Source organism: Streptomyces sp. NPDC021115 (assembly GCF_044333065.1).
GTDB lineage: Bacteria > Actinomycetota > Actinomycetes > Streptomycetales > Streptomycetaceae > Streptomyces.
In genome coordinates, this window is record NZ_JBIRQF010000002.1 from 600,995 (window position 1) to 627,353 (window position 26,359).

Genomic DNA, 26,359 nt, shown 5'->3' on the forward strand with positions numbered 1-26,359 from the left:
AGACGTTGCCCGGGTTTCCCGCCCGGGGACAGGCTTCTTTCAGCACTTGTCAGGCCACGTCCATAACGGACACACAAGTATCACAAAGGGGGTAACAGTATGCGCATGAACAGGAAGGTCGCGGCCATCGCCGGCGGCATCGTGCTGACCGGCGGCCTGCTGGCCGGAAGCGCGGGCGCCGCCAGTGCGTCAGAGAGCACTCCGTCGGCGGCGTCGGACTGCCCGTCGACCTACTTCTGCGTCTGGTCCGGGACGAACTACACTGGTCATCGGCAGCAGGTCGCGGGGAACAACGCGGACCTGACCCAGTACTCGGTCTTCCAGAACTTCAAGTCGTACTACAACCACGGCGCTTCCTGTGGTTTCGCATGGTATCTGGGGAAGAACTACACCGAGTACGGAGGAACCATCCCGAAGGGGGAGAAGAACCCCGGTAACGGCACGTCCGCGTACATCAAGTCCAACAAGTGGTGCTGACCAGCGACCGCTGAGCACAAGAGGGCGGCGCCCCACCAGGGGCGTTGCCCGCGCTCCTACGCGCCGGTGCGGCAGGCGCGGCACGCGTCCCCGTGGGCGGGGTCGTACGGGGCGCCGCAGGCGCAGCGGGGCCAGCCCAGGCAGGTGGGGCACTGGGTGTACGGGTCGGTGACGGGGCGGCCGCACGTGCCGCCCCGGCCTTCGCATTCGCGGTGCGGCGGCCGGTACGCGACCGCCTGCGCCGGGGTGCGGTTGGTGGCCGTGGGCGCGGCAGGCGCCCGGTCGTGGTCCGGTCGGCCGTCATCGTCGGGGTGGCGGGGGTCCGGACCGTGGCCGGGCAGGAGCCAGCCGCCACGGCATACGCCGCACGGCTGGTCGTCGTCGGTCGGCCGGTCGGCCGGGGCGGGGTGCCAGCCGTCCTCGCACCGCCCGGCGCACGACGTGGCCGCCAGCAGCCACATCGCGACATCGTCGGGCCGGTACCCGTCCTCTCCCGCGTCCGCCGCGCGTTCGAGGGACCGGTTGGCCCAAGTGGTCCACCAGCGGCGCTCGATCCGCGCGATCAGCCGGGCCGCGGGCTGGCGGAGCAGTTCGTCGCGCACGCTCTGCACCACGGCCGGGGGCACACCGCCCCCGCACGCGCGCAGCAGCTTGTCCGGAAGCGCGGAGAGTACGGCGCGCACGGGGTCGGTGGCGGTCGCCGTGTTCTGGCAGGCGGCGCACTGGTCCCAGGAGCGGGGGTAGTAGGTGCGGGACCAGCGGCGGTGTTTGTCCTTGCGCTTGTCGGGCGCGACGCTCGTGGTGGTCCCGGCGGAGGCCGGGCGTTCGGGCAGCGGGGCGGAGCACGTACGGCAGCGGCCCCGGCAGCCCCGGCAGGGCCTGCCCTCCTGGTCGGTGACGGCCTGGCACACCGGGCACTCCCGGCGGCAGACCTGGCACAGGTGGTCCTCCGGATGCGGCTGCGGCAGCCAGCGGTGCTCGCCCTGACAACGCACGCACCTGCGGGTGTCGATGTCCTCCAGATAGGTGGGGAGGACGGGGCGGCCAGGGCACTGGTCGCACCGGACGGTGGCGCGGTCGGTGTTGCGGTGCAGGAACATGCGGCGCTCCCGGCGTGGTGGGCGGAGGCGAATTGCTCAGCGTAGCGGGTGGTGACCGAGCAGAAGGCGGCAGGCGACGGGATCGTATGATCGCTGACCACGTCATTCTTGGTTAGGAAGCTCATGTCAGTGCCGCCCCCGCCGCAGGGGAATCCGTACGCCTCCGCGCCCCCGCAGGGGAACCCGTACGCCGCCGGGCCGCCCCAGGGGAACCCGTACGCCTCCGGCTACAACCAGCCGCACCCGGCGCCCGGTTACGACGCCTACGGCCAGCCGATGGCCGGGGTGCCGCAACCGCCCACCTGTCGCGTCTGCGCGGCGTATCCGGCGGCGGAAGTCACCATCCGCGCCCACGTCGGCATGCTGCTGATGATGAAGTTCCAGAAGTGGCAGGGTTCGTTCTGCCGTACGTGCGGTACGGCGATGCGGCGCGACGCGACCACGAACACGCTGTGGCAGGGCTGGTGGAGCCCGTTCTCACTGCTCATCTTCAACCCGTACACGATCATCAACAACCTGGTGGTCCGCGGAAAGCTCAACAAACTCCCGGAGCCGGGACCCGCGATATACGGCGCGCGTCCCGACCCCGGAAAGTCCGTGCTTCAGCGCCCCGCGGCGTACGTGGCGCTGCTGCCGATCCTCTGGTTCCTGTTCCTCATCGTCCGCGGCGGCTAGCGAAGGCTGGACGCGCCAGGCCCGCCACGGCGAACGCCAGGGCCACCAGCAGCGCGCTCACCCACACCGGGGACCGGTAGCCAAGACCCGCGCCCAGGGTGAGCCCGCCGAGGGCCGGACCGACCGCCGCCCCCACGTTGAGGGCGGCGGTCGCGAACGCCCCACCCAGCGCGGGCGCTTCGGCCGCCGCGTACAACGCCCGCGTGATCAGCGTCGAGCCGACGCCGAACGACAGCGTCCCCTGTACGAGGACCAGCACCAGCGCCACCCCCTGCCTGTCCGCGCCCACTGACAGCAGCAGCCAGCCGAGCAACAGGGCCAGCCCGCCCGGTACGAGCACCAGCATCGGCCGGGCGTCCGACCACCGCCCGGCGACCGTCACCCCGGCGAACGAACCGAGCCCGAACAGCGCCAGCACGACCGGCACCCAGGACTCGTCGAAGCCGCTCACGTGCGTGACGAGCGGCGTCAGATAGGTGAACGTGCAGAACGTCGCGGCGTTCACCAACATCCCCAGCCCGAGCGTCACCAGCAGCCGAGGGCTGCGCAGCGCCCGCAGCTCACCGCGCGCGCTCGGCGCCTCCTGCGCCGGTGCCGTGGGCTGGTGCGGCACCGACCGTACGATCGCGAAGAGCGCCGGTACGGAGACGAGCGCCACCGCCCAGAACGCGGAACGCCACCCCCAGACCTGCCCCAGCACCGCACCGGCCGGAACCCCGGCCACACACGCGAGCGTCACCCCGCCCAGCAGCGAGGACGTGGCCCGCCCCTTGGCACCGGGCTCCACCATCGCGGTCGCCGTCGCGAGCCCCACGGCCAGGAACCCGGCGTTGGCCAGCGCCCCCAGCACCCGGGTGGCCAGCAACACGGCAAAGCTGGTGGTGAGGGCACCGACGATGTGGACGACCACGAAGGTCGTCAGAAACACCAGCAGCGCGCGGCGCTGCGGCCACCGCATGCTGAGGACCGCCATCAGCGGCGCCCCCACGATCATCCCCACCGCGAACGCCGACGTCAGCGCGCCCGCGGAGGGGATGGAAACACTCAGATCGCTTGCGATGTCCGGCACCAGGCCGGACAGCATGAATTCGGATGTCCCTTGGGCGAAGACCGCCAGTCCCAGGACATAGATGGCATAAGGCATGAAGGCTCCATGCATCGGCTCGAAGAAGAGAGAGGGCCGATGACCGGACAGCTCGATGAAGGCGCCACCGAACGACCGGTGGCTAGAGCCTGGATGCCTCGGGACTGGACATGGTGGTCAGGTTAGCGGTTCGCCGTGTGGGTGACGAAAGCGGCCCATGCGGTGGGGGAGAAGGCGAGCTGGGGCCCCTGCGTGTCCTTGGAGTCCCGGACGTGAACGGTGTCGGCGCAGGTGGCGACCTCTACGCAGTCGTCGCCGTCGCCTCCGCTGTAAGTGGACTTGTGCCAGGAGAGGGCCCGCTCACGGAGTCCCCAGGGGTGAGAGCCTGTGAGCGCAGTTTCGCATACCGCATCTGGAGCACGCTGACGTCTTTCCGCTCGGAGATCAACAGGCCGCCACGCTGGGCTTCCGTGTAGCCGAGCCATTCGTTGTCAGGAGTCTCCACCAGCCGCATGGGCCCCTCCAGCCCGCGTGATGCTCCTGGACGATCGGCATGATCTGGATCTCGACGTTGCGAAGCCTCGCGCATTCCAGCACGTGCTCGATGAGCTCCCGGGTCGTCTCCACCCCTCCGGTGCACCGCCGGAACAGCACCTCTTCGACGATGAAGCTGTACGCCGTGTTCGGCCGCTCGCGGAGCAGGCGTTGCCGTTCCTGGCGGGCCACGAGCTGGGTCTCGATCTGCTCGTCGGCCAATGGAGGCACCCTCTCGCGAAAGACCGCCCGCGCGTACGCCTCGGTCTGCAACAGACCTGGCACGACTCGGCACTCGTACGTACAGAGGCTGATCGCGTGCTCCTCCAGACCGGCCCACTGCCGGAACCACGCCGCCAAGCCCGGCTTCCGCACGAGACACTTCGCCGCCGCCCGCAGAACCCCGAACGCGTCAAGCAGCTCCTCCGCCCGCTCCACGTACTCCCGTTGCGGGAAGCGTCGACCCTGTTCGATCGAGGCCAGGGTCTGCACCGAGTACCGCAGCAGCGGCGCCAGTTGCTCCTGCGTGTAGCCCGCGCGTTCTCGGAAGACCTTGACGACCGCCCCGAACGTCTTGAGGCTGTCCGTGGACTGCGGTTCGTTGCTGCCGCACGAGTTGTCGGCCATCGTCGGCCACCTCCGATGGTGCCTGGTGTACTGAACCTGACTATCTGCCCAACTCGGCCATGGTCACGGTCCGTTATTCGTACAGTCCACCATCTGTACTCGTACACTGACGCAGAGTACGAGAAGCCGATCTGGTCTGGTCATTCGCCGAACCGCAACGGTGACGCCATGCCAATCCCAGCTCATCCACGCACGACTTCCGACCAGTTCACCCATCGCTTCAGCTCCACCCGCCGTGGGGCACGACTCGCCCGGCTGCTGGTGCTCCAGCAGCTCGACGAGTGGGGGTTTCGCTATCGCGGCGAGGTGTCCGACCTCATCGCCGCGATCGTGGCCGAACTCGCCGCCAACGCCGTGATCCACGGCCGCGTCCCCGGCCGGGACTTCGAGGTAAGGCTCGCTCGCACCGCCACCGCGCTCCGCGTCGAGGTGGCGGACACCCGTACCGAGGGGCGGCCGCCGGTCGAGGGCGCGCCCACCGCGCCCTCGACCGACTCCGAGACCGGCCGTGGCCTGCTGATGGTCGCGGGGCTCGCCGCGCGCTGGGGCGTGGCCGAGCGGAAGGGGCCGGGCAAGGTGGTCTGGGCCGAGATCGACCTCACTTCCCCTGATGGAACTTGATCGGATAGGAGACGGTCGAGCGCGGCAGGGGCTTCTTGTCGCCCTTCTTCGTGCCCTTCGTGTCGTCCTTCTGGAAGTGGACGGGGTACCGCCCCGTCTGATGCGGCTTGGGCGACTTGCTGTCGCCCTTGTCGTCGCCGTCGCCATGGCCGTTGATCCACAGGACCCCGACCACGACCACCCCGAGCACGATCATCTGGTTCTTCTTGTCCGCCACCCTCTAAGGCTTCCCGTAACCGACCGAGGTGATGTTGCCCTGTACCGCGTTCTCGGTGGCGTCCGAGGGGTAGCCGGATGTCATCACACCTTCGTAGAAGGTGCCGGCGGCGCCGTTGCTGTTGTCACCTCCGATGCCGAGGATGATGGCGCCTTCCTTCTTCATCGGGTTGTAGCCGGGGACGTTGGGGCGCGGCCCGTTGTAGAAGGTCGACAGGCTGCCCGACTGCGCGTTGCCGCCACGGATGGACCAGTGGTTCGGCTCGCCCTTGACGATGGCGGTCAGATACCGGTGGCTGATGCTCGGGTCGTTGGCGTTGTAGCGCTGGTTCACGCCGGAGAACAGGCCGTTTTCGAGGTCGGCCATGATCCAGGGGCCGTTGCCCGCGCCGTAGCCCCAGACCTTGCTGTTCCCGAAGTAGATGGCTTCCATGGTGCCGTTGCCGTTGTCACGGCTGTTGGTCTCGGCGTTGCCGTAGTCGAAGCAGCAGCCGCCGTTGTAGTGGCTGCCGTCGAGGATGGCGTACATCCCCTCCGGCTGGTCCCCCTTCGCGACGCCGTTGGTGGTGTTGTTGCGGTACCCGACGCCAGGGGCCACGAAGACGCCGTAAGCCTTGTGGCCGCCGACCGTGGTCGGCGCGGCTGTCGCGTTCGCGAGGTTGTCGTAGCCGCCCGGGGCCGGGCCGGGGAAGCCGCCGGGAGGCGCTTGGGTGAGGCGGTTGTTCCGGCCGGACTGGTCGTAGACGACGGTGATGAGGCAGGTCGTCCCGGCGCAGAACGAATCCTGCGCGGCGGCGTTGGCGTAGCCGCCCGCACTCAGCACACCGATGTCCCGCGTGGCGTTGTCGGAGGCGCGGCGCACCTGGTACAGCGGTCCGTTGTAGGAGCCGTACAGCGCGCGGGTCGTGCTGTGCGCCGCCACGCAGGGCGTGCCGCCGGAGGCGTAGAGGTCGCAGGGCAGCGAACCGGCGGCGGCATGGGAGGCCGGGGCCGTGCCGGTGAGAACTCCGACGCCGAGGGCGACCGCCGCTCCCGTAGCCAGGAGGGTGCGCTTCAAGGGGCGTAAGGGGCGTAAGGGGCGTAACGCCGGTCGAGTGGTCACGGATGAACTCCTCTGCTCGGAGTGGAGGGGGTCAGGGCGTGGCGAGCTCGAAGCGGGTGACGTCGACCGAGCCGCCGAGCGCTTGGGTGGCGTAGTTGAAGATGGCGTACCGGTAGCCCATGAAGAACCGCCAGTCGTTGCCCATGGCGAACGAGGGGCCGAGGCGGATGAAGTTGCTGCCGTCGGTGCTGTACGAGAAGGTGCCCGGCCGTCCCGCGCCGGGGCGGATGTCGGCGGTGGCGCGCAGCCATATGCGGCCGCTCGGGACGGTCGCGCTCGCCGCTTCCGTACCGGTGCCGGTGGTGTTCCAACTGCCGTCCATCGTCAGCCCGTTCACCATCACCACCCGGGTCGCACCGCCGTCGCGCTTGATCCCGATCCACGCGGAGGAGTCGCGCAGCAGCGCCAGTCCGGCCCGGTCGCCGTCGCGCATCGCGGAGTGGTCGAGCTGGACGGTGGCGGTGGAGGTGGGGCCCTGGATGCGGTGGGTGAGGGTGTTGCGGGCCGAGTACAGGTCGTTCGTGACGGTCGCGGTGCGCAGCGTCAGCCTGTTGTTCACGGACCACTTGCTGTTGTCAGGGTTGTGGTTCCACTCCCACTTCGGCTTCAGGGCCGTGCCGTCGAAGGTGTCGACGCCGGTCAGCGGGGTGACCTGGCGCGGCGGCGCGGGGAGGGCCGGGCTCGGATACGACGCGCCCCACGCGCCGTTCACCAGCTGTACGACGGGCCAGCCGTCGGAGGTCCAGGTGACCGGGGCCAGCACGGGAATCCGGCCGCCGGGGTAGGCGTCCACGAAGGCCATGTAGTACCAGGCGCCGTTCTGGGTCTGTACGAGCCCGCCCTGATGCGGCACCCCGCCGCCGGAGACCGGTCCGCGCAGGTCGAGCAGGACCTGCCGCAGCGTGTACGGGCCGAAGGGGCCGCTGGTCGACTTCAGGATGTACTGGCCGTTGGCCGGGCGGGTGAGGAAGATGTAGTAGTTCCCGTTGATCTTGTAGAAGCGGGAGCCCTCCAGCGTCCCCACGCTGGACGGGGTGGTGAACACCTGCTGCGCACGGACCTGACCGCGCCCGTCGGCGGTGAGCTGGGCCACGCTGATGGTGGTGTTCCCGTACGCCACGTACATGGTGTCGTCGCTGTCGATGAGCAGGCCCGCGTCGTAGTAGGCGTTGTTGATCGTGGTGAGCCTGCTCCAGGGCCCTTCGACGGACGGGGCGGTGTAGACGTACGACCTGGAGAACTCGACGCAACCGAGCCAGTAGAACGTGCGGTTGCCCGGCCGGTAGGCGAGGGACGAGGCCCAGATCCCCTTGACGTAGGCGCGGGAGCCGCTGAGGTCGTACGCGGAGCCGAAGTCCAGAACCGGCACCGAGTGGCCCGCGAACTCCCAGTTCACCAGGTCGTACGAGCGGAGGATGGGCGCCCCGGGGGAGTAGTGCATCGTGGAGGCCGAGTAGTAGTAGGCGTTACCGACGCGGATGATGTCGATGTCCGCGAAGTCCTGCCAGATCACCGGATTCGTGAACTGGGCGGCGGCGGTGGGAACGGCCTCGGCGCGGGCGCCGGAGAGAGGCAGGGCGGCCCCCGCCGCCAGCCCGGTGGCCGCTGCCAGTGCGGTGCGGCGACTGTGCTCATGATGAAGCCAGGACATGGAGGATCTCTCCTTTGCGGCCTGTCCGTCCGATCTCTATCGTTATTCGGAATCTCGAACACTAATCGGCTGCTCGGACAAGCATGGATGATAGGCAGGCGGCCAGAGACGTCAATACCTGCTGCACTATTGACAGTTCGGATTCCGTCGCCACAATCATGCGGTGGCGCGCATGGGAGCGCTCCCAAGGTGGAGGAGGAAATCAATGGTGCCGAGCCGGAGATCCGTTCTGGCCACGATGGGCGCACTCCCGGCCCTCGTGGCCGCGACGCCGACCGCGGCGGCATCCGCGGCGGCCGCCAATGTGATCGTCGACCCGGCGGCGGTGCGGCAGACCATCCGGGGCTTCGGCGGCATGAACCACACGCTCTGGATCAACGACCTGACGCCTGCCCAGAGAGACACGGCGTTCGGCAACGGCGAGGGGCAGCTCGGGTTCTCCGTGCTGAGGATTCCCGTCCACGAGAACCAGGCGGACTGGAGCCGCGAGGTGGCGACGGCGAAGCGCGCGAGCGAGCTGGGGGCGACCGTGATCGCGTCGCCGTGGAATCCTCCCGCCTCCATGGTGGAGACCTTCGTCCACGGCGGTCAGACCAACGCGAAACGGCTCCGGTACGACATGTACGGCGCCTACGCGCGGCACCTGGACGATTTCTGCCGCTTCATGAAGAACAACGGCGTGAACCTGTACGCGATCTCGGTGCAGAACGAGCCCGATTACGCGCAGGACTGGACGTGGTGGACCCCGAACGAGATGGCCAGATTCCTGCGGGAGAATGCCGGTTCGATCGGCACCAGGGTCATCGCACCGGAGTCCTTCCAGTACGTGAAGAGCTTCTCGGACCCGATTCTCAACGACGCGGCAGCCCTCGCCAACCTGGACATTCTCGGGGCCCACCTCTACGGCACGTCATTCCAGAACTTTCCCTACCCCCTCTTCAAGGAAAGGGGCAGGGGCAAAGAGCTGTGGATGACGGAGGTCTATTACCCCAACAGCAGCGATTCCGCGGACCTCTGGCCCCAGGCACTCGACGTGGGGGAGCACGTCCACCGCGCCCTGGTGGACGCCGAGTTCCAGGCGTACGTGTGGTGGTACATCCGGCGCGGCTACGGCCCGATGCGGGAAGACGGACGCATCAGCAAGCGCGGCGCCGCCATGGCCCACTTCTCGAAGTTCGTCCGCCCGGGGTACGTACGGATCGACGCGACCCCGAACCCCCAGTCGAACCTCTACGTCTCGGCGTACAAGGGGGGCAACGCGAAAGTCGTCATCGTCGCCGTCAACAAGGGGGCCTCGCCGGTGAGCCAGCCGTTCACGCTGGTGGGAAACACCTCGTCCAGCGTGTCGACCTGGTCGACGGACGCGAACCGGACCCTCGCGCCCGGGGCCGCGATCCCCCTGTCGAACGGCTCCTTCACGGCCTCGCTTCCCGCCCGAAGCGCGATGACCTTCGTGACCGGGTGAAGGAAGCGACCGTCATCCCTCATTCCGCAAGCTCAAGCCCGAGGGGTTGTCCGGGTCCGTTACCCGGTCCTCGTCGCCGAAGAACGCGTCGGCTTCGGCGCGCATCGCGGCGCAATCCGGGTGGGGGGGGGTACCGCGCCAGGCGCGCTGGAGATCAGCAACCGGGACGAAGCGCCGTGGCGCTTCGCGGTGTGGGGGCCCATGTGTCCGGCCTCAGCTCTTGCGCTTGAACCCGTCGGTGGGAATTTCCACTGCGCTGCCGTCTGCCAGGTGGAGCGTGATGGTCTCGCCGTAGGCGTAGTCATCCCGGGACGCGTACGTGTCGCCCTTGGGGCGGGTCAGCAGGGAGCACTGGCCCCGGAACGGATCGATGATCAAGTACGTCGGGATCCCGAACCGGGCGTATTGCCTCAGCTTGATCACGTAGTCGTTGTCATCGTCCTCGGTGGAGACGATCTCCATTGCGGCCAGTACGTCGTCGTAGGAGTACGGCTCCTTGGCCCCGTCTTCGAGGATCGTCACATCGGGTACGCGAGGTGGCTCGCCGGGGAACTGGATCAGCACGTCCGACAGGAGTCGTTCCTCGGCGATGCCTGACGCTTCAGCGGCGTTCTGCACCCGGCGAATCGTCCAGCTCTGAACGTCGCTCTGCGGCGTCATGACGATGTGGCCCCCCACGACCTCGATCTTGAAGCCTTCGAGCTGGGCCGCAACGCGCTCAGCCGCCTCGCAGAGGATGTCGTCTTGCACGCTCATGCTGGCTACCTCCCCTGTCGGGCACCTGATAGCGGCATCGTAGCGCCGCCCGCCGACAGCCCGCCGGGTCGCCGCGTTGACGAAACATACGGCCCAGTGCATACTTATGCCAGTCAGTGCATGGACCGTAAGGAGAAACCCGTGACCGAGCGCGTCGTACTCGCCTACTCGGGCGGCCTGGACACCTCCGTCGCCATCGGCTGGATCGCCGAGGAGACGAACGCCGAGGTCATCGCCGTCGCCGTGGACGTCGGCCAGGGCGGTGAGGACCTGGACGTCATCCGTAAGCGCGCGCTCGCCTGTGGCGCGGTCGAGGCGGAGGTCGCGGACGCCAAGGACGAGTTCGCCGACGAGTACTGCCTCCCGGCGATCAAGGCGAACGCCTTGTACATGGACCGCTACCCGCTGGTCTCGGCGCTCTCCCGGCCCACCATCGTCAAGCACCTCGTCGCCGCCGCGCGGAAGCACGGCGCCACGACCGTGGCCCACGGCTGCACCGGCAAGGGCAACGACCAGGTGCGGTTCGAGGCGGGGATCTCCTCCCTCGCGCCCGACCTGAAGTGCATCGCCCCGGTCCGGGACTACGCCATGACGCGGGACAAGGCCATCGCCTTCTGCGAGGCGAAGAGCCTGCCGATCGCGACCACCAAGAAGTCGCCGTACTCGATCGACCAGAACGTCTTCGGGCGGGCCGTCGAGACCGGCTTCCTGGAGGACATCTGGAACGCGCCGATCGAGGACGTGTACGAGTACACCTCGAACCCGGCCACCCCGCGGGACGCCGACGAGGTCATCCTCAGCTTCAAGGACGGCGTCCCGGTGGCCATCGACGGCCAGCCCGTGACCGTCCTCCAGGCCATCCAGCAGCTCAACGAGCGGGCCGGGGCGCAGGGCATCGGCCGGATCGACATGGTCGAGGACCGGCTCGTCGGCATCAAGTCCCGGGAGATCTACGAGGCCCCCGGCGCCATCGCGCTGATCACCGCCCACCAGGAGCTGGAGAACGTCACCGTCGAGCGCGAGCTGGCCCGCTACAAGCGGCAGGTCGAGCAGCGGTGGAGCGAGCTGGTCTACGACGGTCTGTGGTTCTCGCCGCTCAAGCGGGCCCTGGACGGCTTCATCACCGAGGCGAACCAGCACGTCACCGGCGAGGTCCGGATGACCCTCCACGGCGGCCGGGCCGTCGTCACCGGCCGGAAGTCGGAGCAGTCGCTGTACGACTTCAACCTGGCGACGTACGACACGGGCGACACGTTCGACCAGTCGCTCTCCAAGGGCTTCATCGAGCTGTTCGGGATGTCCAGCAAGATCGCCGCGAAGCGCGACCTGGAGCAGTAGGCCGCAGTAGCCTGCCTACCAGACGGATCGACACCGCCTTCCCGCCTCCGTGGCGGGAAGGCGGTGTCACAGCACGGTGTCACAGCACCCACCACCACAGCCTTGAGGAGCAACAGCGTGAGCAACGGCAACAGCGGCGACGTCCGGCTCTGGGGCGGCCGCTTCGCCGACGGGCCCGCCGAGGCACTGGAGCAGCTCAGCGCCTCGGTGCACTTCGACTGGCGCCTGGCGCCGTACGACATCGCCGGTTCCCGTGCCCACGCCCGGGTGCTCCACGCGGCCGACCTGCTGACCGCCGACGAGCTGGAGCGCATGCTCGCCGGGCTCGACCGGCTGGAGGCCGACGTCGCCTCCGGCGACTTCACCGGCACCATCGCCGACGAGGACGTGCACACCGCGCTGGAGCGCGGGCTGCTGGAGCGGCTCGGCCCCGACCTCGGCGGCAAGCTGCGCGCCGGGCGGTCCCGGAACGACCAGATCGCCACCCTCTTCCGGATGTATCTGCGCGACCACGCCCGGATCATCGGCGGTCTGATCGCCGACCTCCAGGAGGCCCTGGTCGGGCTCGCCGAGGCGCACCCGGACGTCGCGATGCCCGGCCGCACCCACCTCCAGCACGCCCAGCCGGTGCTCTTCGCCCACCACGTCCTCGCCCACGTCCAGGCGATGTCGCGGAACGCGGAGCGGCTGCGGCAGTGGGACGAGCGGACGGCCGTCTCGCCGTACGGCTCCGGCGCGCTGGCCGGGTCCTCGCTCGGCCTCGACCCGCAGGCCGTCGCCGCCGACCTCGGCTTCGAGCGCGGCTCGGTCGCCAACTCGCTCGACGGCACGGCCGCCCGCGACTTCGTCGCCGAGTTCGGCTTCATCACCGCGATGATCGGCATCGACCTGTCGCGGATCGCCGAGGAGATCATCATCTGGAACACGAAGGAGTTCTCCTTCGTGACCCTCCACGACGCCTTCTCGACGGGCTCGTCGATCATGCCGCAGAAGAAGAACCCGGACATCGCGGAGCTGGCGCGCGGCAAGTCGGGCCGCCTGATCGGCAACCTCACCGGGCTGCTGGCCACGCTGAAAGCCCTGCCGCTCGCGTACAACCGCGACCTCCAGGAGGACAAGGAGCCGGTCTTCGACTCCTGCGACCAGCTGGAGATCCTGCTGCCCGCCTTCACCGGCATGATGGCGACGCTCACCGTCCACCGGGAGCGGATGGAGGAGCTGGCCCCCGCCGGGTTCTCGCTGGCGACCGACATCGCCGAGTGGCTGGTCCGGCAGGGCGTGCCGTTCCGGGTGGCGCACGAGGTCGCCGGCGCGTGCGTCAAGGAGTGCGAGCTGACCGGGATCGAGCTGGACCAGCTCACGGATGAGCAGTTCGCGAAGATCTCGCCGCATCTGACGCCCGATGTGCGGAGCGTGCTGAACGTGCCGGGTGCGCTCGCGTCGCGCAGCGGGCGCGGGGGTACGGCCCCGTCGGCCGTGGCCGCGCAGCTCGACGAGGTCAAGGCCGACCTCGCCGCGCAGCGGGCGTGGGCGGACGCGAAGCGCTGATGTCCATGTCCGGCTTCCTGGGTCTCGCCGAGGCCGCCGCCGCCACGCCGGTGTCCCGTATCGGGCTCGGCCTGGCCGCGGTCGGCCGCCCCGGCTACATCAACCTCGGCCGCGACCGGGACCTCCCGGCCGACCGCACCGTCGAGGCGATGCGGCGCCGCTCGCACGAGCTGCTGGACGCGGCGTACGCGGCCGGGGTCCGCTACCTGGACGCGGCCCGCTCCTATGGGCGGGCCGAGGAGTTCCTCGCCGACTGGCTGCGGGCGCGGCCGGATGTGGCGGGGGAGGTGGTGGTCGGCAGCAAGTGGGGTTACACGTATGTGGCCGACTGGCGGATGGATGCCGAGACGCATGAGGTCAAGGACCATTCGGTGGGGACGTACGAGCGCCAGCGCGAGGAGACCCGTGCGCTGCTGGGCGACCACCTGGACCTGTACCAGATCCACTCCGTGACCCCGGACAGCCCTGCCCTCACCGACCCCGCCCTCCACGCTCGGCTGGCCGGGCTGGCCGCGGAGGGTGTGACGGTCGGCATTTCGACCAGCGGTCCCGCGCAGGGTGACGCGATTCGCGCCGCGCTGGAGATCGAGGCGGATGGGCTGCCGCTGTTCCGTACGGTCCAGAGCACGTACAACGTGCTGGAGCCGTCGGCCGGGCCCGCGCTGGAGGAGGCCCATGCGGCGGGGCGGACGGTGATCGTCAAGGAGGCCCTGGCGAACGGCCGCCTGGCCGCGCCCGACCAGACCCCGCCGCATCTCCGCCGCACCGCCGAGGAGCTGGGCACCACGCCGGACGCCCTCGCCCTGGCGGCGGTCCTGCGGCACCCATGGGTGACCGTGGCCCTGTCCGGCGCGGCGACGGAGGCCCAACTCCGCTCCAACCTGACCGCGGCGTCGCTCCGCCTGCCGGAGCCGTTCGAGGACCTGGCGGAGCGCCCGGACGCGTACTGGCGGCAGCGCTCGTCCCTCCCCTGGACCTGATCCCGCCGCTGGACGCGAGCCGGGGCGCTGCCCCGTGCTGCTTCGTCGCCGGGTGCGGGCCGGAGGCTTTCCCCCACCCCGCCCCGGCCGGGGCTCCCGGGTGGGGGCTCCGCCCCCACACCCCCGCTCCTCAAACTCCCCCGGCTACCGCTGGGAGGTGTGCCCCCAGGGGGCCGGATGGTGGACCCCGTAGGGGCGGGACCTGGCCACCGGCCCGCACTGAGCGGCGAGACCTCAGGGGGCAGCGCCCCGGCTACCGGCCCGCGCCGGGCGGTGCCCCGGTTACCGGCCTGTGCTCGGCGACGAGACCTCAGGGGGCGGCGGCCCGGCTTCGTCCCCCCGGCGGGCATCCTGCGGTCCGGGTCTGGGGCGGAGCCCCAGCGGGGGCCGGGGCGGGGAAAGGCTACGCCTCGTCCGCCGACAGCGAGCTCAGGAAGCGGCCCACCGCCCACGCGTACTCCTTCGGCGCGTCGTCGTGGATCCAGTGCCCGCACCCCGCGAACTCCCGCAGCGTCGTCCGCGGCCGCCGCCGCGCCATTTCGCGGGCGTGACCGGGCGGCAGCAAGGAGCTGTGTTCGCCGTGCATCAGCAGGGCCGGGCAGACCGAGCCGAGCCATTCGGACCAGAAGTCGCCCCGCATCGCCTCCTGAGAGGCCATCATGTGGGCGGGTTCGAACAGCAGTCGCCATCCACCGGTCGCCCGATCCGGCTCCGCGCTGTCGAGGAAGTACGAGGCGTCCGCGATGCCGCGGGATTCGATCTGGGCGCGCAGGGCCTCGCGGTCGGCTGCCCAGGTGGGCCATCCGGTGACGTCGAGGACGGGGTGGGCGACCACCGGACGGTCCGTCACGGCTCCTATGTCCTCGACGACGAGGGCGCTCACCAGCTCCGGGTGCCGCGCCGCGAGGGCGTACGCGGCGACCGCGCCCGTGGAGTGGGCGACGACCGGCACCGGTCCTGGCCGCCGCAGCTCGTCCAGGAGGGCGGCGGCGTCGGCGACGTACTCGTCCAGGGTGAACGGCCCGCCGCCCCCGGTCAGCCCGTGTCCCCGCTGGTCGAGCGCTATCACCCGGTACGCGGGGGCCAGGGCGGCGGCCAGCGGCGCGTACATCCGGCCGCGGCCGAAGTGCCCGTGGAGGGCGAGGACCGGGGTCCCAGGTCCGCCGAAGTCGGTGAGGGCGAACCGACGACCGCGGAGGGACACGAAGTCGGGGGAGGGCACGGTCATTGTCGTCACCCGCGGCACGGTAGTGGCCGTCCCGGGCGTGAGACCAGTGCAGGGGAGGGCCCTACCGACGGTGACAGGACAATGACCGGAACCGAGCGAAGAGGGGCAGAAGCTGACACTTTGATATCAGCCTCCGATCGCCTCAGGCCGCCGCCTTCGCCTTGGTCGCGTACATGTCCACGTACTCCTGCCCGGACAGCCGCATGACCTCGCTCATGACCTCGTCGGTCACCGCCCGCAGCACGTACCGGTCGCGGTCCATGCCCTCGTAGCGGGTGAACTCCAGCGGCTCACCGAACCGCACCGCCACCCGCCCGGGGCGCGGCAGGCCCTTGCCGCCCGGCTGGAGCCGGTCGGTGCCGATCATCGCGAACGGCACGACCTGCGCGCCGGTCATCAGGGCGAGCCGGGCGATGCCGGTGCGGCCGCGGTAGAGGCGGCCGTCGGGGGAGCGGGTGCCCTCGGGGTAGATGCCGAAGACCTTGCCCTCCTCCAGGATCCGGCGGCCGGTCATCAGCGCGGCGACGCCGCCGTGCCCGCCGTCCCGGTCGACCGGGATCATGCCGACGCCGGTGAAGAACCAGGCCATCAGGCGGCCCTTGAGGCCCTTCCCCGTCACGTACTCGTCCTTGCCGATGAAGAAGACCTGACGGTCACACACGAGCGGCAGGATCACCGAGTCGATGAAGGTGAGGTGGTTCCCGGCGAGGATCACCGGACCGGAGCCGGGAATGCGCTCCGCGCCCTCGACCCGTGGACGGAACATGAGGCGCATCAGCGGACCGAGTACTGCCTTCAGGAACACGAAACGGGACAACGGGCCCTCCGGTCGGGGTCAAGGTCGGGTGCGTCCGCCATGCGATCGGTCGACCCGGAATCGATCCGGAGTCAACCCGTCGCCGCACAACAACGCCGATGAGGACGATACTCGCCGGTCAGGCCAGGCCGCACACCGGGTTCACCCACCTGATACGCAGTGTTGACACCCGTTTCCCACGCGTTTCGTCGCAGGTCTCCCATAGGAAAGGCACACCCGCCTACCATCAGCCCGTCCTCTGACAGGAATTGACGGTGCTGGACACCAGAGCGAGGAGTGCTCATGGAGCGCGAACAGCGCGAGCAACAGCCCGGGCGGCGCGCCCTGCTGGGGGCCGCGGCCCTCGGTGCGGGAGCGATGGCGCTGGGCGGCGCGGGCACGGCCACCGCCGCGGAGCCGGGCGTCGCGGGGAAGCCCGGGCCCGTGCGCGGGCTGCCGGTGCCGACCGTGATCGGCCACCGCGGTGCCTCCGGCTACCGCCCCGAGCACACGCTCGGCTCGTACCAGCTCGCGCTGGACATGGGCGCGGACATCGTCGAGCAGGATCTCGTCCCCACCAAGGACGGGCATCTGGTGTGCCGTCACGAGAACGACATCACGGCCACCACCGACGTCTCCGCCCACCCGGAGTTCGCCGACCGCAAGACCACCAAGACGGTCGACGGCACCAAGCTGACCGGCTGGTTCACCGAGGACTTCACCCTCGCCGAGCTGAAGACGCTGCGCGCCAAGGAGCGCATCCCCGGCAACCGCCAGCGCAACACGCTCTACGACGGCCGCTGGGAGGTGCCCACCTTCGAAGAGGTGCTCCAGTGGGCCGACCGCGAGGGCCGCAAGCGGGGCCGGAAGGTCTGGCTGTACGTCGAGACCAAGCACCCCACCTACTTCCGCAAGCTCGGCCTCGGCCTGGAGGAGCGGGTCGCGAAGCTGCTCCGCAAGTACGGGCGCCACAAGAAGGACGCGGCGCTGTTCCTCCAGTCCTTCGAGCCGAGCAGCATCCAGCGGCTGCGCAAGCTGGTCGACACCCCGGCGGTCGTGCTGCTGTCCACCATGACCAGCCGCCCCTGGGACTTCGTCGAGGCGAACGACCCGCGGACGGTCGCGGACCTCGTCAAGCCCGAGGGCCTGAAGTGGATCGCGAGCTACGCCCAGGGCATCGGCCCCGACCTGTCGGTGATCATCCCGCGCACGTCCGACGGCAAGCTCGGCACCCCGACCAGCGTGGTCAAGGACGCGCACGCGGCCGGGCTGGTCCTGCACCCGTACACCATGCGCAACGAGAACACGTTCCTGCCCGCCGACTTCCGCAAGGGCAGCGACCCGAACGCGTACGGGGACGCCTTCGGCGCCTTCAAGGCGTACTTCGACACCGGTATCGACGGGATCTTCTCCGACAACCCGGACACCGCGCTGCTGGCGGCCGCGGACTTCCGTAAGTAGGAGTTGTGGTGGGCCGCCCGTCGTCAAGGCGCGGCCCACCCCCACCCCGGTCGGGTGAGACACCCGTCGCCCGGCAACCGCCCGCCGAGCGGGCCACGTCCCGCCCGGCATGGACCTTGTGGAGCAACTGCGTCCGCTGCTCGCCGCCGAGGCGGCGGCCGAGGCGTACGGCGCGGGGGTCGACCCCGCCGAGCTGGAGCAGGCCGTCTGGCTGCGGCTGCTGGAGCGCACCCGGGACAGCGGCCCGCCGCCCCAGCCCGCGCGCTGGCTGCGCCGCGCGGTCCGCGCCGAGGTGCGCGGGGCCCGGCGCCGGGCACGCCTGGAGGTCCCGTACGACCCGCTCGGCGGCGGCCCGCCGAACGGCCGCGACCCCCGCCCCGCCGAGGACGCCGCGCTCACCGCCCTGAACGGCTCGGCGCTGCGCGCCCTGGTGCGGCGGCTGCCCGGCCGCTGCCCGAGGCTGCTCGGGACCATGCTGACCTGGCCCGAGCTGACATATCGCGAGATCGCGGGTGAGTTGGGTATCTCACAGGGCAGTCTCGGCCCGGTACGTTCCCGATGTCTGGGTTGCCTGCGCAGAATGCTCACGGCGGAGGTTGCGGCTCCTGAACCGTGGGGAAAGGAGCGTTAGACAATCGGCGCCCAGGAGTCGGCCACCACCCGTGGCCTCTCCTCACCAGGCAATGAACCCCGGTCGCCCCTACCCTCAGGCGGCCGGCGGACCGACACATGGGGAGGCATGCGCACATGGGCATGAGCGTGACCATCTCCGCGGCGACCGCGGACGACGCCGAGCAGATCCTCAAGCTCCAGTACCTCTGTTATCAGGGCGAGGCCGAGCTCTACGGGGACTACTCCATCGAGCCGCTGACGCAGACGCTGGACGACCTGCGCGCCGAACTGGGCCAGGGCTGTGTGCTGGTGGCCCGGCTCGGTGCCGAGGTCGTCGGCTCGGTCCGGGGCGCCGTCGACGACAAGGGCACCGCGGCCATCGGCAAGCTCATCGTCCACCCGCGGATGCAGCGGCACGGGCTGGGCGGGCGCCTGCTCGCGGCGATCGAGGCGCGCCTGACGGAGGAGCGCGCCGCCAAGCGCTACCGGCTCCTCACGGGTCATCGGAACGACGGCAACCTGCGCCTGTACCGCAAGTACGGGTACGCCCAGGTGGGCACCGAGGAGGTCAACCGGCGGTTGAGCCTGGTCACCCTGGAGAAGGACGCCACGGCCTCGGCCTTCGCGGCCAGCGCGTAGGCGCTCCCCGGACGGGCTGGGCAACCAGCCCGTCCGGCGCCGTTGCCGGGGTGCGGCCGGGGTGCCTTGCCCCTCGGGGCTTCGTTGCCGGGTGCGGGCCGGTGGCCGGGTTGCGCCCACCCGTTCCGCCCCGCGGAACGATTGCCCACAACCAGGTGACAGATCCAGCCCCTCCGGGCAGTACCACTCAGCCCCCTGGGGGCACCTCCCAGCGGTAGCTGGGGGAGTTTGAGGAGCGGGCGTGTGGGGGCGGAGCCCCTACCGGGGTCCGGGGCGGAGCCCCGGGTTCGGGAAGGGGCGGGGGGCTAATCCCTGCGGCGGAGCCAGAGGAGGCCGGTCACGGGGAGGAAGATCGGGATGAAGAGGTACCCCATCCCGTAGTCGGACCAGACCGTCTGGTCAGGGAAGGCCGACGGATCGGCAAGGGTCCACGTGCCGACCGTGAGCACACCCACCAGCTCCGCCCCGCAACACACCATCGCCGCCTTCCGCGCCCCCTCCCCACCCCGCACCAGCGAGACCGTGATGAAGGCGTACACCACGGCGGACACCGCCGAGAGCAGATACGCGAGCGGCGCCTCGTCGAACTGCGCGATCAGCTGATACAGCGAGCGCGACGCCGCGGCCACCGTGAACACCCCGTACAGCAGGACCAGCAACCGCCCCGGCCCCTGCCCAAGCCCCGTACGCGCCGACTCAGCCACCCACGCCTCCCCAGATGTCGTACAGCCGTACCTCCAGCACCGCCAGCACCAGCGCCGCCGCCGCCACCGTGGCCGAGCCCCACCGGGTCCGCTCCGCCAGCGACATGAAGGCCGCGATCGGCACGGCCAGCGCCGAGCCGACCAGATAGGCGATGAAGATCGCCACGCCCTGTTCGGGTTTCTCGCCCTGCGCCAGCCGCACGATCCCGATGACCAGCTGGACGATCGCCAGCAGGGACACCACGGCCATGCCGATGAAGTGCCAGTCCTTCGTGGGCTGGTCGCGGTAGGCGGCGAAGCCGCACCACGCGGCGAGCGCGAGGGCGGTCGCGCCGAGCACGGCGGTCAGCGCGTCGATCAACGGAACCTCCGCCGACGGAGCCGCGCGGTGCGGTACCGCACACAGGGGGTGACAAGCATGGGACGACTGTAATCGGCCCGAATGGCCGCGTTGCGATCGGCCCCGACCCGCCCCGTACGCTGCGCCCCATGAAGATCACCGCTGACGCGCTGCTGTTCGACAACGACGGAACCCTCGTCTCGTCCATGGAGTCCGTGGTCCGCTGCTGGACCCGCTGGGCCGAGGAGTACGGCGTGACGGAGGCGTTCGCGCGGGTCGAGCTGCACGGCCGCCCGGCGGCCGACATCATCGGCGATCTGCTCCCGGCCGACCGCGTCGCCGAGGCCCGCCGCCGCATCGACGAGCTGGAGGTCGAGGACGTCCCGGGCGGGGTGCGGCTGCTGCCCGGCACCCTCGATCTGCTGGCCGCGCTGCCCCGGGAGCGCTGGGCCGTGGTGACCTCCGCGGGCCGCGCGCTGGCCGAGGCGCGCCTCGCCGAGGCCGGGATACGCCCGGGGCTGCTGATCACCGCGGACGACATCACCCGCGGCAAGCCGGACCCCGAGCCGTTCCTGCTGGCGGCCGCGAAGCTGGGCGCCGACCCGGCCCGCTGCGTGGTCTTCGAGGACGCCCCGGCCGGGCTGGCCGCGGCCCGGGCCGCCGGGATGCGGACCGTGGCGTTGGCCACAACGACCGGCCGCGACGAGCTGGAGGCGGACGTCGTGGTGGAGGACCTGTCGGCCGTGTCGGCACGCGCCGTCGACGGGGGAGTGGAGATCGTCGCGGGGGAGTGAACCGAGCCGCGGAACCCACCCCCTATTGTCCACGGACTGGACTTCGATGTCCGTAATGCGGACATGCTTGATGGGCCCGTCAGGGTCTCTGGTTTACTGGCGGCCATGACCACGACGAGCTGCCGCACCCCTGCGACCGAGGCGATGACGACGCCCGGTGCTCGTTGTCGGTGTCGAATGTGCGACCGCTGAGGGCCCCTGCCTGAGCCTCGCGCCCCGAAGCGAGACCCGCTGCGCCCATGTCCCCGCGCCCCGTGCGCGGGGATCGGCCTGCCCCGCGTCACCGCACCACCGAGCCGCACCGCGCCCACACCGCGCACGCCCTCGGCCCGCACACGCCGCTTCCGCAAGGAATGAACCGTGCCCGGCGGCACAACCGCCCTGCACTCAACAGTGACGGAAACCCTGTGATCACGACTACGGACCTGACGAAGGTCTACCGCTCACGAGGCCGCGAGGTCACCGCCCTCGACGGCGTCGATCTGCACGTCCGCGAGGGCGAGGTGTACGGCGTCGTCGGTCAGAGCGGCGCCGGGAAGTCCACGCTCATCCGCTGCGTCAACCTCCTGGAGCGCCCCACCTCCGGCACGGTCACCGTCGCCGGTCAGGACCTCACGGCGCTCGCGGGACGGGGGCAGGGGGCACCTCCCAGCGGTAGCTGGGGGAGGGCCGGTTCCGCACTGCGCCAGGCGCGCAGCCGCATCGGCATGGTCTTCCAGCACTTCAACCTGCTCTCCTCGCGCACCGTGCGCGACAACGTCGAGCTGCCGCTGGAGATCCTCGGCGTCTCCGGTAAGGAGCGCACCCGCAAGGCTCTGGAGCTGCTGGACCTGGTCGGCCTCGCCGACAAGGCCAAGGCGTACCCCGCGCAGCTCTCCGGCGGCCAGAAGCAGCGCGTCGGCATCGCCCGCGCGCTCGCGGGCGACCCGAAGGTGCTGCTGTCCGACGAGGCGACCTCCGCGCTCGACCCCGAGACCACCCGCTCGATCCTCCAGCTGCTGCGCGACCTCAACCGGCAGCTGGGCCTGACCGTGCTGCTGATCACGCACGAGATGGACGTCGTCAAGACGATCTGCGACTCGGCCGCGCTGATGAGCGACGGCCGGATCGTGGAGTCCGGCACGGTCACCGAGCTGCTGGCCACCCCCGGCTCGCAGCTGGCGCAGGAGCTGTTCCCGGTCGGCGGGGAGCCCTCGGGCGAGGACCGCACGGTCGTGGACCTGACGTTCCAGGGCGAGGCCGCGGCCAAGCCGGTGATCTCGCAGCTGTCCCGTACATACAACATCGACATATCGATCCTCGGTGCCGCGATGGACACCGTCGGCGGCGGCCAGGTCGGCCGGATGCGCATCGAGCTGCCAGGGCCGTTCGAGGAGAACGTCGTGCCGATCGGCTTCCTGCGGGAGCAGGGCCTCCAGGTCGACGTAGCGGACGTGGCCGGTGTGGCCGGTGCCAAGCAGACCGCCGTGCTCAAGGAGGGCGCCAAGTGACCTGGTCCGAGATGCAGCCCCTGTTGCAGCAGGCGTGTCTGGAAACCCTGTGGATGGTCGGCTGGTCGGCCGTCATCGCGATCGTCGGCGGACTGCCGCTCGGTGTGCTGCTGGTGCTCACCGACCGCGGCGGCGTACTGCCGAACGTGGTCGTGAACAAGGTCGTCGGTCAGGTGGTCAACATCGCCCGCTCGATGCCGTTCATCATCCTCATGGTCGCGCTGATCTCCTTCACCCGCGCCATCGTGGGCACCACCATCGGCCCGGCGGCCGCGATCGTGCCGCTGGCGATCGGCGCCATCCCCTTCTACGCCCGCCTCGTGGAGACCTCCGTGCGCGAGGTCGACGGCGGGCTGGTCGAGGCCGTGCAGGCGATGGGCGGCTCCACCTGGACCGTCGTACGCAAGGTCCTGCTGCCCGAGTCGCTGCCGTCGCTGATCTCCAGCGCCACCACCACGATCGTCGCGCTCATCGGCTACTCCGCGATGGCCGGCACGGTCGGCGCGGGCGGCCTGGGCGACCTCGCCGTCCGCTACGGCTACCAGCGGTTCGAGACCGAGCTGATGTGGGTCACCGTGGCCATCCTCGCCGTGGTGATCTCCCTCATCCAGTTCGCGGGCGACCTCGCGGCCCGCGCCCTCTCCCACCGCAGCCCCGACTCGGCCGCGCCCCGGCTGGTGCTGCTGCGCTCCCGGACCAAGACCTCCTGACGACACCCCGTCCCCCGAAAGGCACTTTTCGTGCGTAACAGCATCAAGACCTCCGTCACCCTGCTCGCCGCCGCCGCGCTCGCCGCCGGTGCGTCCGCCTGCGCCCCGCCGAGCTCGGGCAGCACCGACAAGAACGGCCCGCTCGTCGTCGGCGCGAACCCCGTCCCGCACGCCGAGATACTGAACTACGTCAAGGACCACCTGGCCAAGAAGGAAGGGCTCAAGCTGGAGGTCAAGGAGTTCACCGACTACAACTCGCTGAACCCCGCCACCCAGGACGGCTCGGTGGACGCCAACTACTTCCAGAACAAGCCGTTCCTCGACGACTACACGAAGAAGCGCGGCGGCGACATCGTGCCCGTCGTCACCGTGCACCTGGAGCCGCTGGGCCTGTACTCGCACGAGGTGAAGAAGGCCGACGACCTCAAGAAGGGCGCCACCGTCGCCGTCCCCAACGACGCGGTGAACGAGGCCCGGGCGCTCCAGCTGCTGGACTCCCACGGCATCATCAAGCTCAAGAAGGGCGTCGGCACCGAGGCCACCCCCAAGGACATCGCGGACAATCCGAAGAACCTGAAGTTCAAGGAGCTGGAGGCGCCCCAGCTGCCGCGGTCCCTGGACGATGTGGACGCCGCCGTCATCAACGGCAATTACGCCATCCAGGCTCACCTCAAGCCCGCCAAGGAGGCGCTGATCCTGGAGTCCCCGGACAACAGCCCCTACGGCAACTTCCTCGCCGTGAAGAAGGGCAACGAGGACGACCCCCGGGTCAAGAAGCTCGCCAAGCTCCTCACCTCGCCGCAGGTGAAGAAGTTCATCAAGGACAAGTACGACGGATCCGTCCTCGCGTCGTTCTGATACCTACCATTCCGAAAAACCACCGACGCACCACGCAAGGCTCCGCATCCGGGCGACAATCGGATGCGGGGTCTTCCGTTTCCGCACCCCGTGCTGCATTTCGCCTGGCCGATGCTGCATGCTGGGCTCTTCGCCACGACTTTGAAACGACCCCCGGTTACGGAGCGGCGCATGACATCCACTTTCCCGGACATCTCCATCAGCACGGAACGGCTGGTGCTGCGCCCGTTCGAGGAAGCGGACGTGCCCGCGCTCGCGGACATGATGAACGACGAACTCATCATCACCTGGAGCCGGGCCCCCCACCCGTACACCCATCGCGACGCGCGCGACCAGGCGCTGCGGCTCGCCCCCGCCGAACGCACCACGGGACGCGGAATCGTCTTCGCGGTCGCCGAATTCCTCACCCAGCGGCTCGTCGGAATCGTGCATCTGCGCAACACCGACTGGAAGGTGCTGGGCAGCGAGATCAGCTATATCACCGCCCCGTGGGCGCGCGGCGAGGGCTATGCCGTGGAGTCGGTGCTGGCCGTCGCCCGCTGGCTGTTCCAGGACCAGAAGTTCGAGCGTCTCGAGCTGCGTACCGCCGCGGGCAACACCGCCGGGCAGCAGGTCGCGCAGAAGGTCGGCTGCATCAGCGAGGGCGTGCTCCGCAACGCGTACATAGCGCGCACCCAGACGGAGGACGGCGGCTGGACCGATGTGCGCACCGACCTCATCGTCTGGAGCCTGCTGCCCGAGGATCTGGAGGGCGCGCCCGAGCAGCGGGACGAGACGGAGGGTTTCAGCATCTTCCCGACGTATTCCGAGTACACCGACTGGCGCTGACGGACCACGCCCGGTGCTGCTGCTCTGCCGCTGCTGCCCGGTGCTGAACCCCGGCGCGTAGTGCCTCCGGTGCGCCCCGGCACACCACCTCCGCCCCTGCCCCCGGTCCGGTGGCCCGGACCGGGCGGGGTAACCTCTCCGGGCTGAACACCTGCGGTCCGGCCCGCCCACCGCCGCGATACGCGCGTCCACGGCACGCGCACCGCGGCGCACCCGCCCCGGCCGTCGCGGCACGCGACCGACCTGCGACATGTTCCTGCGACACGTTCCTGCGACACACAGGGGAGACAGACGACGATGGCCGACCGCGTCACGGTGATCGGTTGGGACGGCTCCCCGCTCATGGACGTGGCCCGATCCGCCCTCAGCGCGGCCACCCTCGTGGCCGGAGCCGCCCACCACCTGGCGCTGCCGGAAGTCCCGCCCGGCGCCGAACGCATCCGGCTCGGCAGCGTGGACCTCGCCGCCCGCCGCATCGCCCAGCACCGCGGCTCGGCCGTGGTCCTGGCCGACGGCGACCCCGGCTTCTTCGGCGTCGTACGCGCCCTGCGCGCCCCCGAGCACGGCCTGGAGGTCGAGGTCGTGCCCGCCGTCTCCTCCGTCGCCGCCGCGTTCGCCCGCGCCGGGATGCCCTGGGACGACGCCCAGGTCGTCGTCGCCCACAGCCGCGACCTGCGGCGCGCCGTCAACGTATGCCGCGCCCACACCAAGGTCGCCGTCCTCACCTCACCGGGCGCGGGACCCGCGGAACTCGCCCTGCTCCTCGGCCCGGTGCACCGCACCTTCGTCATCTGCGAGGCCCTGGGCACCGAACGCGAGCAGGTCACCGTGCTGACCTCCGACAAGGCCGCAGACCACACCTGGCGCGACCCCAACGTCGTCATCGTCATCGGCGGCTCCGGCGTCGCCGCCACCCCCGTCGGCGCCCCCGCAGGGCCCGCCCGCGGCGCGCTCCAGAGCGGCGGCTGGATCGCCGGGCGCGACCCCGGCTACCCCGGCTCCGTACGCGGCTGGGCGCTGCCCGCCCCCGCGTACGCGACCGTCCTCGGCGAGCACGAGTCGCAGCAGCTGCGCGCCTTCCAACTCGCCCGCCTCGGCCCCCGCGTCGGCGACCTGATCTGGGACATCGGCACGGGCAGCGGCGCCGCCGCCGTCGAGACCGCCGGTTTCGGCGCCGCCGTCATCGCCGTCGACCGCGACCCCGACGCCTGCGAACGCACCGAAGCGCTCGCCCGCCGCTTCGGCGTCCAGCTCCAGGTCGTCCACGGCACCGCGCCCGAAGTCCTCGAAGACCTGCCCGAACCGGACGTCGTCCGCATCGGCGGCGGGGGAGCGCCCGTCGTCGCCGCGTGCGCCGCGCGCCGCCCCGAGCGCATCGTCACCCACGCCGCCACCCGCGACGAGGCGGAAGCCATCGGCGCCGCCCTGGAGGACGGCGGCTACGGGGTCGAGTGTCTGCTGCTCCAATCCGTCGAACTGGACACCCGGGTATGGGCCGAACGCGAGCGCGCGGTCGCCTTCCTCGTCTGCGGACACCGCCCGCACCAGTGATTTTGTCTCTGTGACGTTCGCCCCGAGCTTCGCCCCGGTGACCTTCCTGAAGCGTCGCGCGGGGTAGGCTGGCGGATCGTTGTACTGCCTGTACCGCTGCCCGGTGTTCGGCGCTTTATCGGCCAAAGGCCGGAATGTGCCTCTCCTTTATCGGGCGGCGGTAGGCAAGCCTCG

Annotated in this window: 25 protein-coding genes and 3 pseudogenes; 16 read left to right on the plus strand and 12 right to left on the minus strand. The window is 70.4% G+C overall.

All coding sequences use genetic code 11. The features are described 5' to 3' along the window. The first annotated feature begins 105 nt into the window (after positions 1 to 105). Complete coding sequence (locus tag ACH4TL_RS08305) at positions 106 to 477, plus strand: peptidase inhibitor family I36 protein (RefSeq protein ID WP_398310037.1); 372 nt, start codon at positions 106 to 108, stop codon at positions 475 to 477. 56 nt (positions 478 to 533) lie between these two features. Here ACH4TL_RS08305 and ACH4TL_RS08310 read toward each other — a convergent pair whose 3' ends face one another. Further along, positions 534 to 1,577: a hypothetical protein gene (locus ACH4TL_RS08310; RefSeq protein ID WP_398310034.1), complete on the minus strand. Its 1,044-nt coding sequence runs from the start codon at positions 1,575 to 1,577 to the stop codon at positions 534 to 536. A 123-nt stretch (positions 1,578 to 1,700) separates the two neighbouring features. Between ACH4TL_RS08310 and ACH4TL_RS08315 the strand changes: the two genes are divergently transcribed. Further along, a complete protein-coding gene (locus tag ACH4TL_RS08315; RefSeq protein WP_398310032.1) occupies positions 1,701 to 2,252 on the plus strand; it encodes a hypothetical protein in 552 nt (183 codons plus the stop codon). Here the strand turns inward: ACH4TL_RS08315 and ACH4TL_RS08320 are convergent. The 3 genes and pseudogenes from ACH4TL_RS08320 to ACH4TL_RS08330 form a co-directional block, all read right to left on the minus strand. Continuing rightward, positions 2,233 to 3,396, minus strand: a complete 1,164-nt coding sequence (locus ACH4TL_RS08320; protein WP_398310029.1) for a Cmx/CmrA family chloramphenicol efflux MFS transporter — start codon at positions 3,394 to 3,396, stop codon at positions 2,233 to 2,235. The two genes, ACH4TL_RS08315 and ACH4TL_RS08320, sit on opposite strands and share 20 nt — an antisense overlap. 122 nt (positions 3,397 to 3,518) lie before the next feature. Continuing rightward, positions 3,519 to 3,698: pseudogene (locus ACH4TL_RS08325) on the minus strand (DUF397 domain-containing protein); the annotation flags it as partial. After that, a pseudogene (locus ACH4TL_RS08330) lies at positions 3,638 to 4,386 on the minus strand (DUF5753 domain-containing protein). The pseudogenes ACH4TL_RS08330 and ACH4TL_RS08325, both read right to left, overlap by 61 nt. Positions 4,387 to 4,665: 279 nt before the next feature. Here ACH4TL_RS08330 and ACH4TL_RS08335 point away from each other — a divergent pair. Beyond that, entirely contained in the window at positions 4,666 to 5,118 is a 453-nt protein-coding gene (locus ACH4TL_RS08335) for an ATP-binding protein (protein WP_398310026.1), read from the plus strand. On the opposite strand, the gene ACH4TL_RS08340 is transcribed toward ACH4TL_RS08335, so the two are convergent. From ACH4TL_RS08340 to ACH4TL_RS08350, 3 genes and pseudogenes are all read right to left on the minus strand, one after another. Continuing rightward, the gene (locus ACH4TL_RS08340; protein WP_398310023.1) at positions 5,096 to 5,335 is read right to left on the minus strand and encodes a hypothetical protein; all 240 of its coding nucleotides are present in this window, start codon (positions 5,333 to 5,335) and stop codon (positions 5,096 to 5,098) included. The genes ACH4TL_RS08335 and ACH4TL_RS08340 overlap by 23 nt on opposite strands. Before the next feature lie 15 nt (positions 5,336 to 5,350). Beyond that, a pseudogene (locus ACH4TL_RS08345) lies at positions 5,351 to 6,391 on the minus strand (arabinofuranosidase catalytic domain-containing protein); the annotation flags it as partial. Positions 6,392 to 6,467: 76 nt separating this feature from the next. Beyond that, positions 6,468 to 8,087: a glycoside hydrolase 43 family protein gene (locus ACH4TL_RS08350; protein ID WP_398310020.1), complete on the minus strand. Its 1,620-nt coding sequence runs from the start codon at positions 8,085 to 8,087 to the stop codon at positions 6,468 to 6,470. Positions 8,088 to 8,292: 205 nt separating this feature from the next. Here ACH4TL_RS08350 and ACH4TL_RS08355 point away from each other — a divergent pair, with 205 nt between their 5' ends. Further along, on the plus strand, positions 8,293 to 9,552 hold the full coding sequence (locus ACH4TL_RS08355; RefSeq protein WP_398425190.1) for a glycoside hydrolase family 30 beta sandwich domain-containing protein: 1,260 nt from the start codon (positions 8,293 to 8,295) through the stop codon (positions 9,550 to 9,552). Between the two features lie 213 nt (positions 9,553 to 9,765). Here the strand turns inward: ACH4TL_RS08355 and ACH4TL_RS08360 are convergent, their stop codons facing one another. Continuing rightward, positions 9,766 to 10,308, minus strand: coding sequence for a Uma2 family endonuclease (locus tag ACH4TL_RS08360; RefSeq protein ID WP_398310014.1), 543 nt, complete (start codon positions 10,306 to 10,308; stop codon positions 9,766 to 9,768). A gap of 141 nt (positions 10,309 to 10,449) precedes the next feature. On the opposite strand from ACH4TL_RS08360, the gene ACH4TL_RS08365 reads away from it, so the two are divergent. The 3 genes from ACH4TL_RS08365 to ACH4TL_RS08375 all read left to right on the plus strand — a co-directional run bounded on the left by ACH4TL_RS08365 (position 10,450) and on the right by ACH4TL_RS08375 (position 14,174). Then, positions 10,450 to 11,646 carry an argininosuccinate synthase gene (locus ACH4TL_RS08365; protein WP_398310011.1) on the plus strand — a complete coding sequence of 399 codons (1,197 nt, stop codon included), beginning with the start codon at positions 10,450 to 10,452 and terminating at the stop codon, positions 11,644 to 11,646. A gap of 117 nt (positions 11,647 to 11,763) precedes the next feature. Beyond that, the gene (gene argH / locus ACH4TL_RS08370; RefSeq protein ID WP_398310008.1) at positions 11,764 to 13,194 is read left to right on the plus strand and encodes an argininosuccinate lyase; all 1,431 of its coding nucleotides are present in this window, start codon (positions 11,764 to 11,766) and stop codon (positions 13,192 to 13,194) included. 5 nt (positions 13,195 to 13,199) lie between these two features. Beyond that, positions 13,200 to 14,174, plus strand: a complete 975-nt coding sequence (locus ACH4TL_RS08375; protein WP_398311542.1) for an aldo/keto reductase — start codon at positions 13,200 to 13,202, stop codon at positions 14,172 to 14,174. A 403-nt stretch (positions 14,175 to 14,577) separates the two neighbouring features. On the opposite strand, the gene ACH4TL_RS08380 is transcribed toward ACH4TL_RS08375, so the two are convergent. After that, positions 14,578 to 15,402, minus strand: coding sequence for an alpha/beta fold hydrolase (locus ACH4TL_RS08380; RefSeq protein WP_398311539.1), 825 nt, complete (start codon positions 15,400 to 15,402; stop codon positions 14,578 to 14,580). Between the two features lie 142 nt (positions 15,403 to 15,544). Continuing rightward, positions 15,545 to 16,177: a lysophospholipid acyltransferase family protein gene (locus ACH4TL_RS08385; RefSeq protein ID WP_398311536.1), complete on the minus strand. Its 633-nt coding sequence runs from the start codon at positions 16,175 to 16,177 to the stop codon at positions 15,545 to 15,547. Positions 16,178 to 16,501: 324 nt separating this feature from the next. On the opposite strand from ACH4TL_RS08385, the gene ACH4TL_RS08390 reads away from it, so the two are divergent. The 3 genes from ACH4TL_RS08390 to ACH4TL_RS08400 all read left to right on the plus strand — a co-directional run bounded on the left by ACH4TL_RS08390 (position 16,502) and on the right by ACH4TL_RS08400 (position 18,910). Next, positions 16,502 to 17,659, plus strand: a complete 1,158-nt coding sequence (locus tag ACH4TL_RS08390; protein WP_398310005.1) for a glycerophosphodiester phosphodiesterase — start codon at positions 16,502 to 16,504, stop codon at positions 17,657 to 17,659. Between the two features lie 109 nt (positions 17,660 to 17,768). Then, positions 17,769 to 18,290: an RNA polymerase sigma factor gene (locus ACH4TL_RS08395; RefSeq protein ID WP_398310002.1), complete on the plus strand. Its 522-nt coding sequence runs from the start codon at positions 17,769 to 17,771 to the stop codon at positions 18,288 to 18,290. 116 nt (positions 18,291 to 18,406) lie between these two features. Next, the gene (locus ACH4TL_RS08400) at positions 18,407 to 18,910 is read left to right on the plus strand and encodes a GNAT family N-acetyltransferase (RefSeq protein ID WP_398309999.1); all 504 of its coding nucleotides are present in this window, start codon (positions 18,407 to 18,409) and stop codon (positions 18,908 to 18,910) included. A 305-nt stretch (positions 18,911 to 19,215) separates the two neighbouring features. Here ACH4TL_RS08400 and ACH4TL_RS08405 read toward each other — a convergent pair whose 3' ends face one another. Together ACH4TL_RS08405 and ACH4TL_RS08410 are read right to left on the minus strand one after the other, a co-directional pair. Beyond that, on the minus strand, positions 19,216 to 19,614 hold the full coding sequence (locus ACH4TL_RS08405; RefSeq protein ID WP_398309996.1) for a hypothetical protein: 399 nt from the start codon (positions 19,612 to 19,614) through the stop codon (positions 19,216 to 19,218). After that, positions 19,607 to 19,975, minus strand: coding sequence for a hypothetical protein (locus ACH4TL_RS08410; RefSeq protein ID WP_398309993.1), 369 nt, complete (start codon positions 19,973 to 19,975; stop codon positions 19,607 to 19,609). The genes ACH4TL_RS08405 and ACH4TL_RS08410 overlap by 8 nt, the downstream gene beginning before the upstream one ends. 128 nt (positions 19,976 to 20,103) lie before the next feature. Here ACH4TL_RS08410 and ACH4TL_RS08415 point away from each other — a divergent pair, with 128 nt between their 5' ends. The 6 genes from ACH4TL_RS08415 (at position 20,104) to cbiE (ending at position 26,185) form a co-directional block, all read left to right on the plus strand. Then, positions 20,104 to 20,748, plus strand: coding sequence for an HAD-IA family hydrolase (locus ACH4TL_RS08415; RefSeq protein ID WP_398309990.1), 645 nt, complete (start codon positions 20,104 to 20,106; stop codon positions 20,746 to 20,748). Positions 20,749 to 21,155: 407 nt separating this feature from the next. Next, positions 21,156 to 22,238 carry a methionine ABC transporter ATP-binding protein gene (locus tag ACH4TL_RS08420; protein WP_398309987.1) on the plus strand — a complete coding sequence of 361 codons (1,083 nt, stop codon included), beginning with the start codon at positions 21,156 to 21,158 and terminating at the stop codon, positions 22,236 to 22,238. Then, positions 22,235 to 22,948, plus strand: a complete 714-nt coding sequence (locus tag ACH4TL_RS08425; protein ID WP_398309983.1) for a methionine ABC transporter permease — start codon at positions 22,235 to 22,237, stop codon at positions 22,946 to 22,948. Before ACH4TL_RS08420 ends, ACH4TL_RS08425 begins: the two co-directional genes overlap by 4 nt. A gap of 30 nt (positions 22,949 to 22,978) precedes the next feature. Continuing rightward, positions 22,979 to 23,806: a MetQ/NlpA family ABC transporter substrate-binding protein gene (locus tag ACH4TL_RS08430; protein ID WP_398309980.1), complete on the plus strand. Its 828-nt coding sequence runs from the start codon at positions 22,979 to 22,981 to the stop codon at positions 23,804 to 23,806. Between the two features lie 171 nt (positions 23,807 to 23,977). Beyond that, on the plus strand, positions 23,978 to 24,634 hold the full coding sequence (locus ACH4TL_RS08435) for a GNAT family N-acetyltransferase (RefSeq protein WP_398309977.1): 657 nt from the start codon (positions 23,978 to 23,980) through the stop codon (positions 24,632 to 24,634). A gap of 297 nt (positions 24,635 to 24,931) precedes the next feature. Further along, positions 24,932 to 26,185 carry a precorrin-6y C5,15-methyltransferase (decarboxylating) subunit CbiE gene (gene cbiE, locus ACH4TL_RS08440; protein WP_398309974.1) on the plus strand — a complete coding sequence of 418 codons (1,254 nt, stop codon included), beginning with the start codon at positions 24,932 to 24,934 and terminating at the stop codon, positions 26,183 to 26,185. The last annotated feature ends 174 nt before the right edge of the window (positions 26,186 to 26,359 follow it).

What these genes read in the sequence shown, in the direction of transcription:
- ACH4TL_RS08305 (WP_398310037.1), top strand. Translation starts at nt 106, where the DNA reads ATGAACAGGAAGGTCGCGGCCATCGCCGGCGGCATCGTGCTGACCGGC.
- ACH4TL_RS08310 (WP_398310034.1), bottom strand. Translation starts at nt 1,577, where the DNA reads ATGTTCCTGCACCGCAACACCGACCGCGCCACCGTCCGGTGCGACCAG.
- ACH4TL_RS08315 (WP_398310032.1), top strand. Translation starts at nt 1,701, where the DNA reads ATGTCAGTGCCGCCCCCGCCGCAGGGGAATCCGTACGCCTCCGCGCCC.
- ACH4TL_RS08320 (WP_398310029.1), bottom strand. Translation starts at nt 3,396, where the DNA reads ATGCCTTATGCCATCTATGTCCTGGGACTGGCGGTCTTCGCCCAAGGG.
- ACH4TL_RS08335 (WP_398310026.1), top strand. Translation starts at nt 4,666, where the DNA reads ATGCCAATCCCAGCTCATCCACGCACGACTTCCGACCAGTTCACCCAT.
- ACH4TL_RS08350 (WP_398310020.1), bottom strand. Translation starts at nt 8,087, where the DNA reads ATGTCCTGGCTTCATCATGAGCACAGTCGCCGCACCGCACTGGCAGCG.
- ACH4TL_RS08355 (WP_398425190.1), top strand. Translation starts at nt 8,293, where the DNA reads ATGGTGCCGAGCCGGAGATCCGTTCTGGCCACGATGGGCGCACTCCCG.
- ACH4TL_RS08360 (WP_398310014.1), bottom strand. Translation starts at nt 10,308, where the DNA reads ATGAGCGTGCAAGACGACATCCTCTGCGAGGCGGCTGAGCGCGTTGCG.
- ACH4TL_RS08375 (WP_398311542.1), top strand. Translation starts at nt 13,200, where the DNA reads ATGTCCGGCTTCCTGGGTCTCGCCGAGGCCGCCGCCGCCACGCCGGTG.
- ACH4TL_RS08380 (WP_398311539.1), bottom strand. Translation starts at nt 15,402, where the DNA reads ATGACCGTGCCCTCCCCCGACTTCGTGTCCCTCCGCGGTCGTCGGTTC.
- ACH4TL_RS08385 (WP_398311536.1), bottom strand. Translation starts at nt 16,177, where the DNA reads ATGCGCCTCATGTTCCGTCCACGGGTCGAGGGCGCGGAGCGCATTCCC.
- ACH4TL_RS08390 (WP_398310005.1), top strand. Translation starts at nt 16,502, where the DNA reads ATGGAGCGCGAACAGCGCGAGCAACAGCCCGGGCGGCGCGCCCTGCTG.
- ACH4TL_RS08395 (WP_398310002.1), top strand. Translation starts at nt 17,769, where the DNA reads ATGGACCTTGTGGAGCAACTGCGTCCGCTGCTCGCCGCCGAGGCGGCG.
- ACH4TL_RS08400 (WP_398309999.1), top strand. Translation starts at nt 18,407, where the DNA reads ATGGGCATGAGCGTGACCATCTCCGCGGCGACCGCGGACGACGCCGAG.
- ACH4TL_RS08415 (WP_398309990.1), top strand. Translation starts at nt 20,104, where the DNA reads ATGAAGATCACCGCTGACGCGCTGCTGTTCGACAACGACGGAACCCTC.
- ACH4TL_RS08435 (WP_398309977.1), top strand. Translation starts at nt 23,978, where the DNA reads ATGACATCCACTTTCCCGGACATCTCCATCAGCACGGAACGGCTGGTG.
- cbiE (WP_398309974.1), top strand. Translation starts at nt 24,932, where the DNA reads ATGGCCGACCGCGTCACGGTGATCGGTTGGGACGGCTCCCCGCTCATG.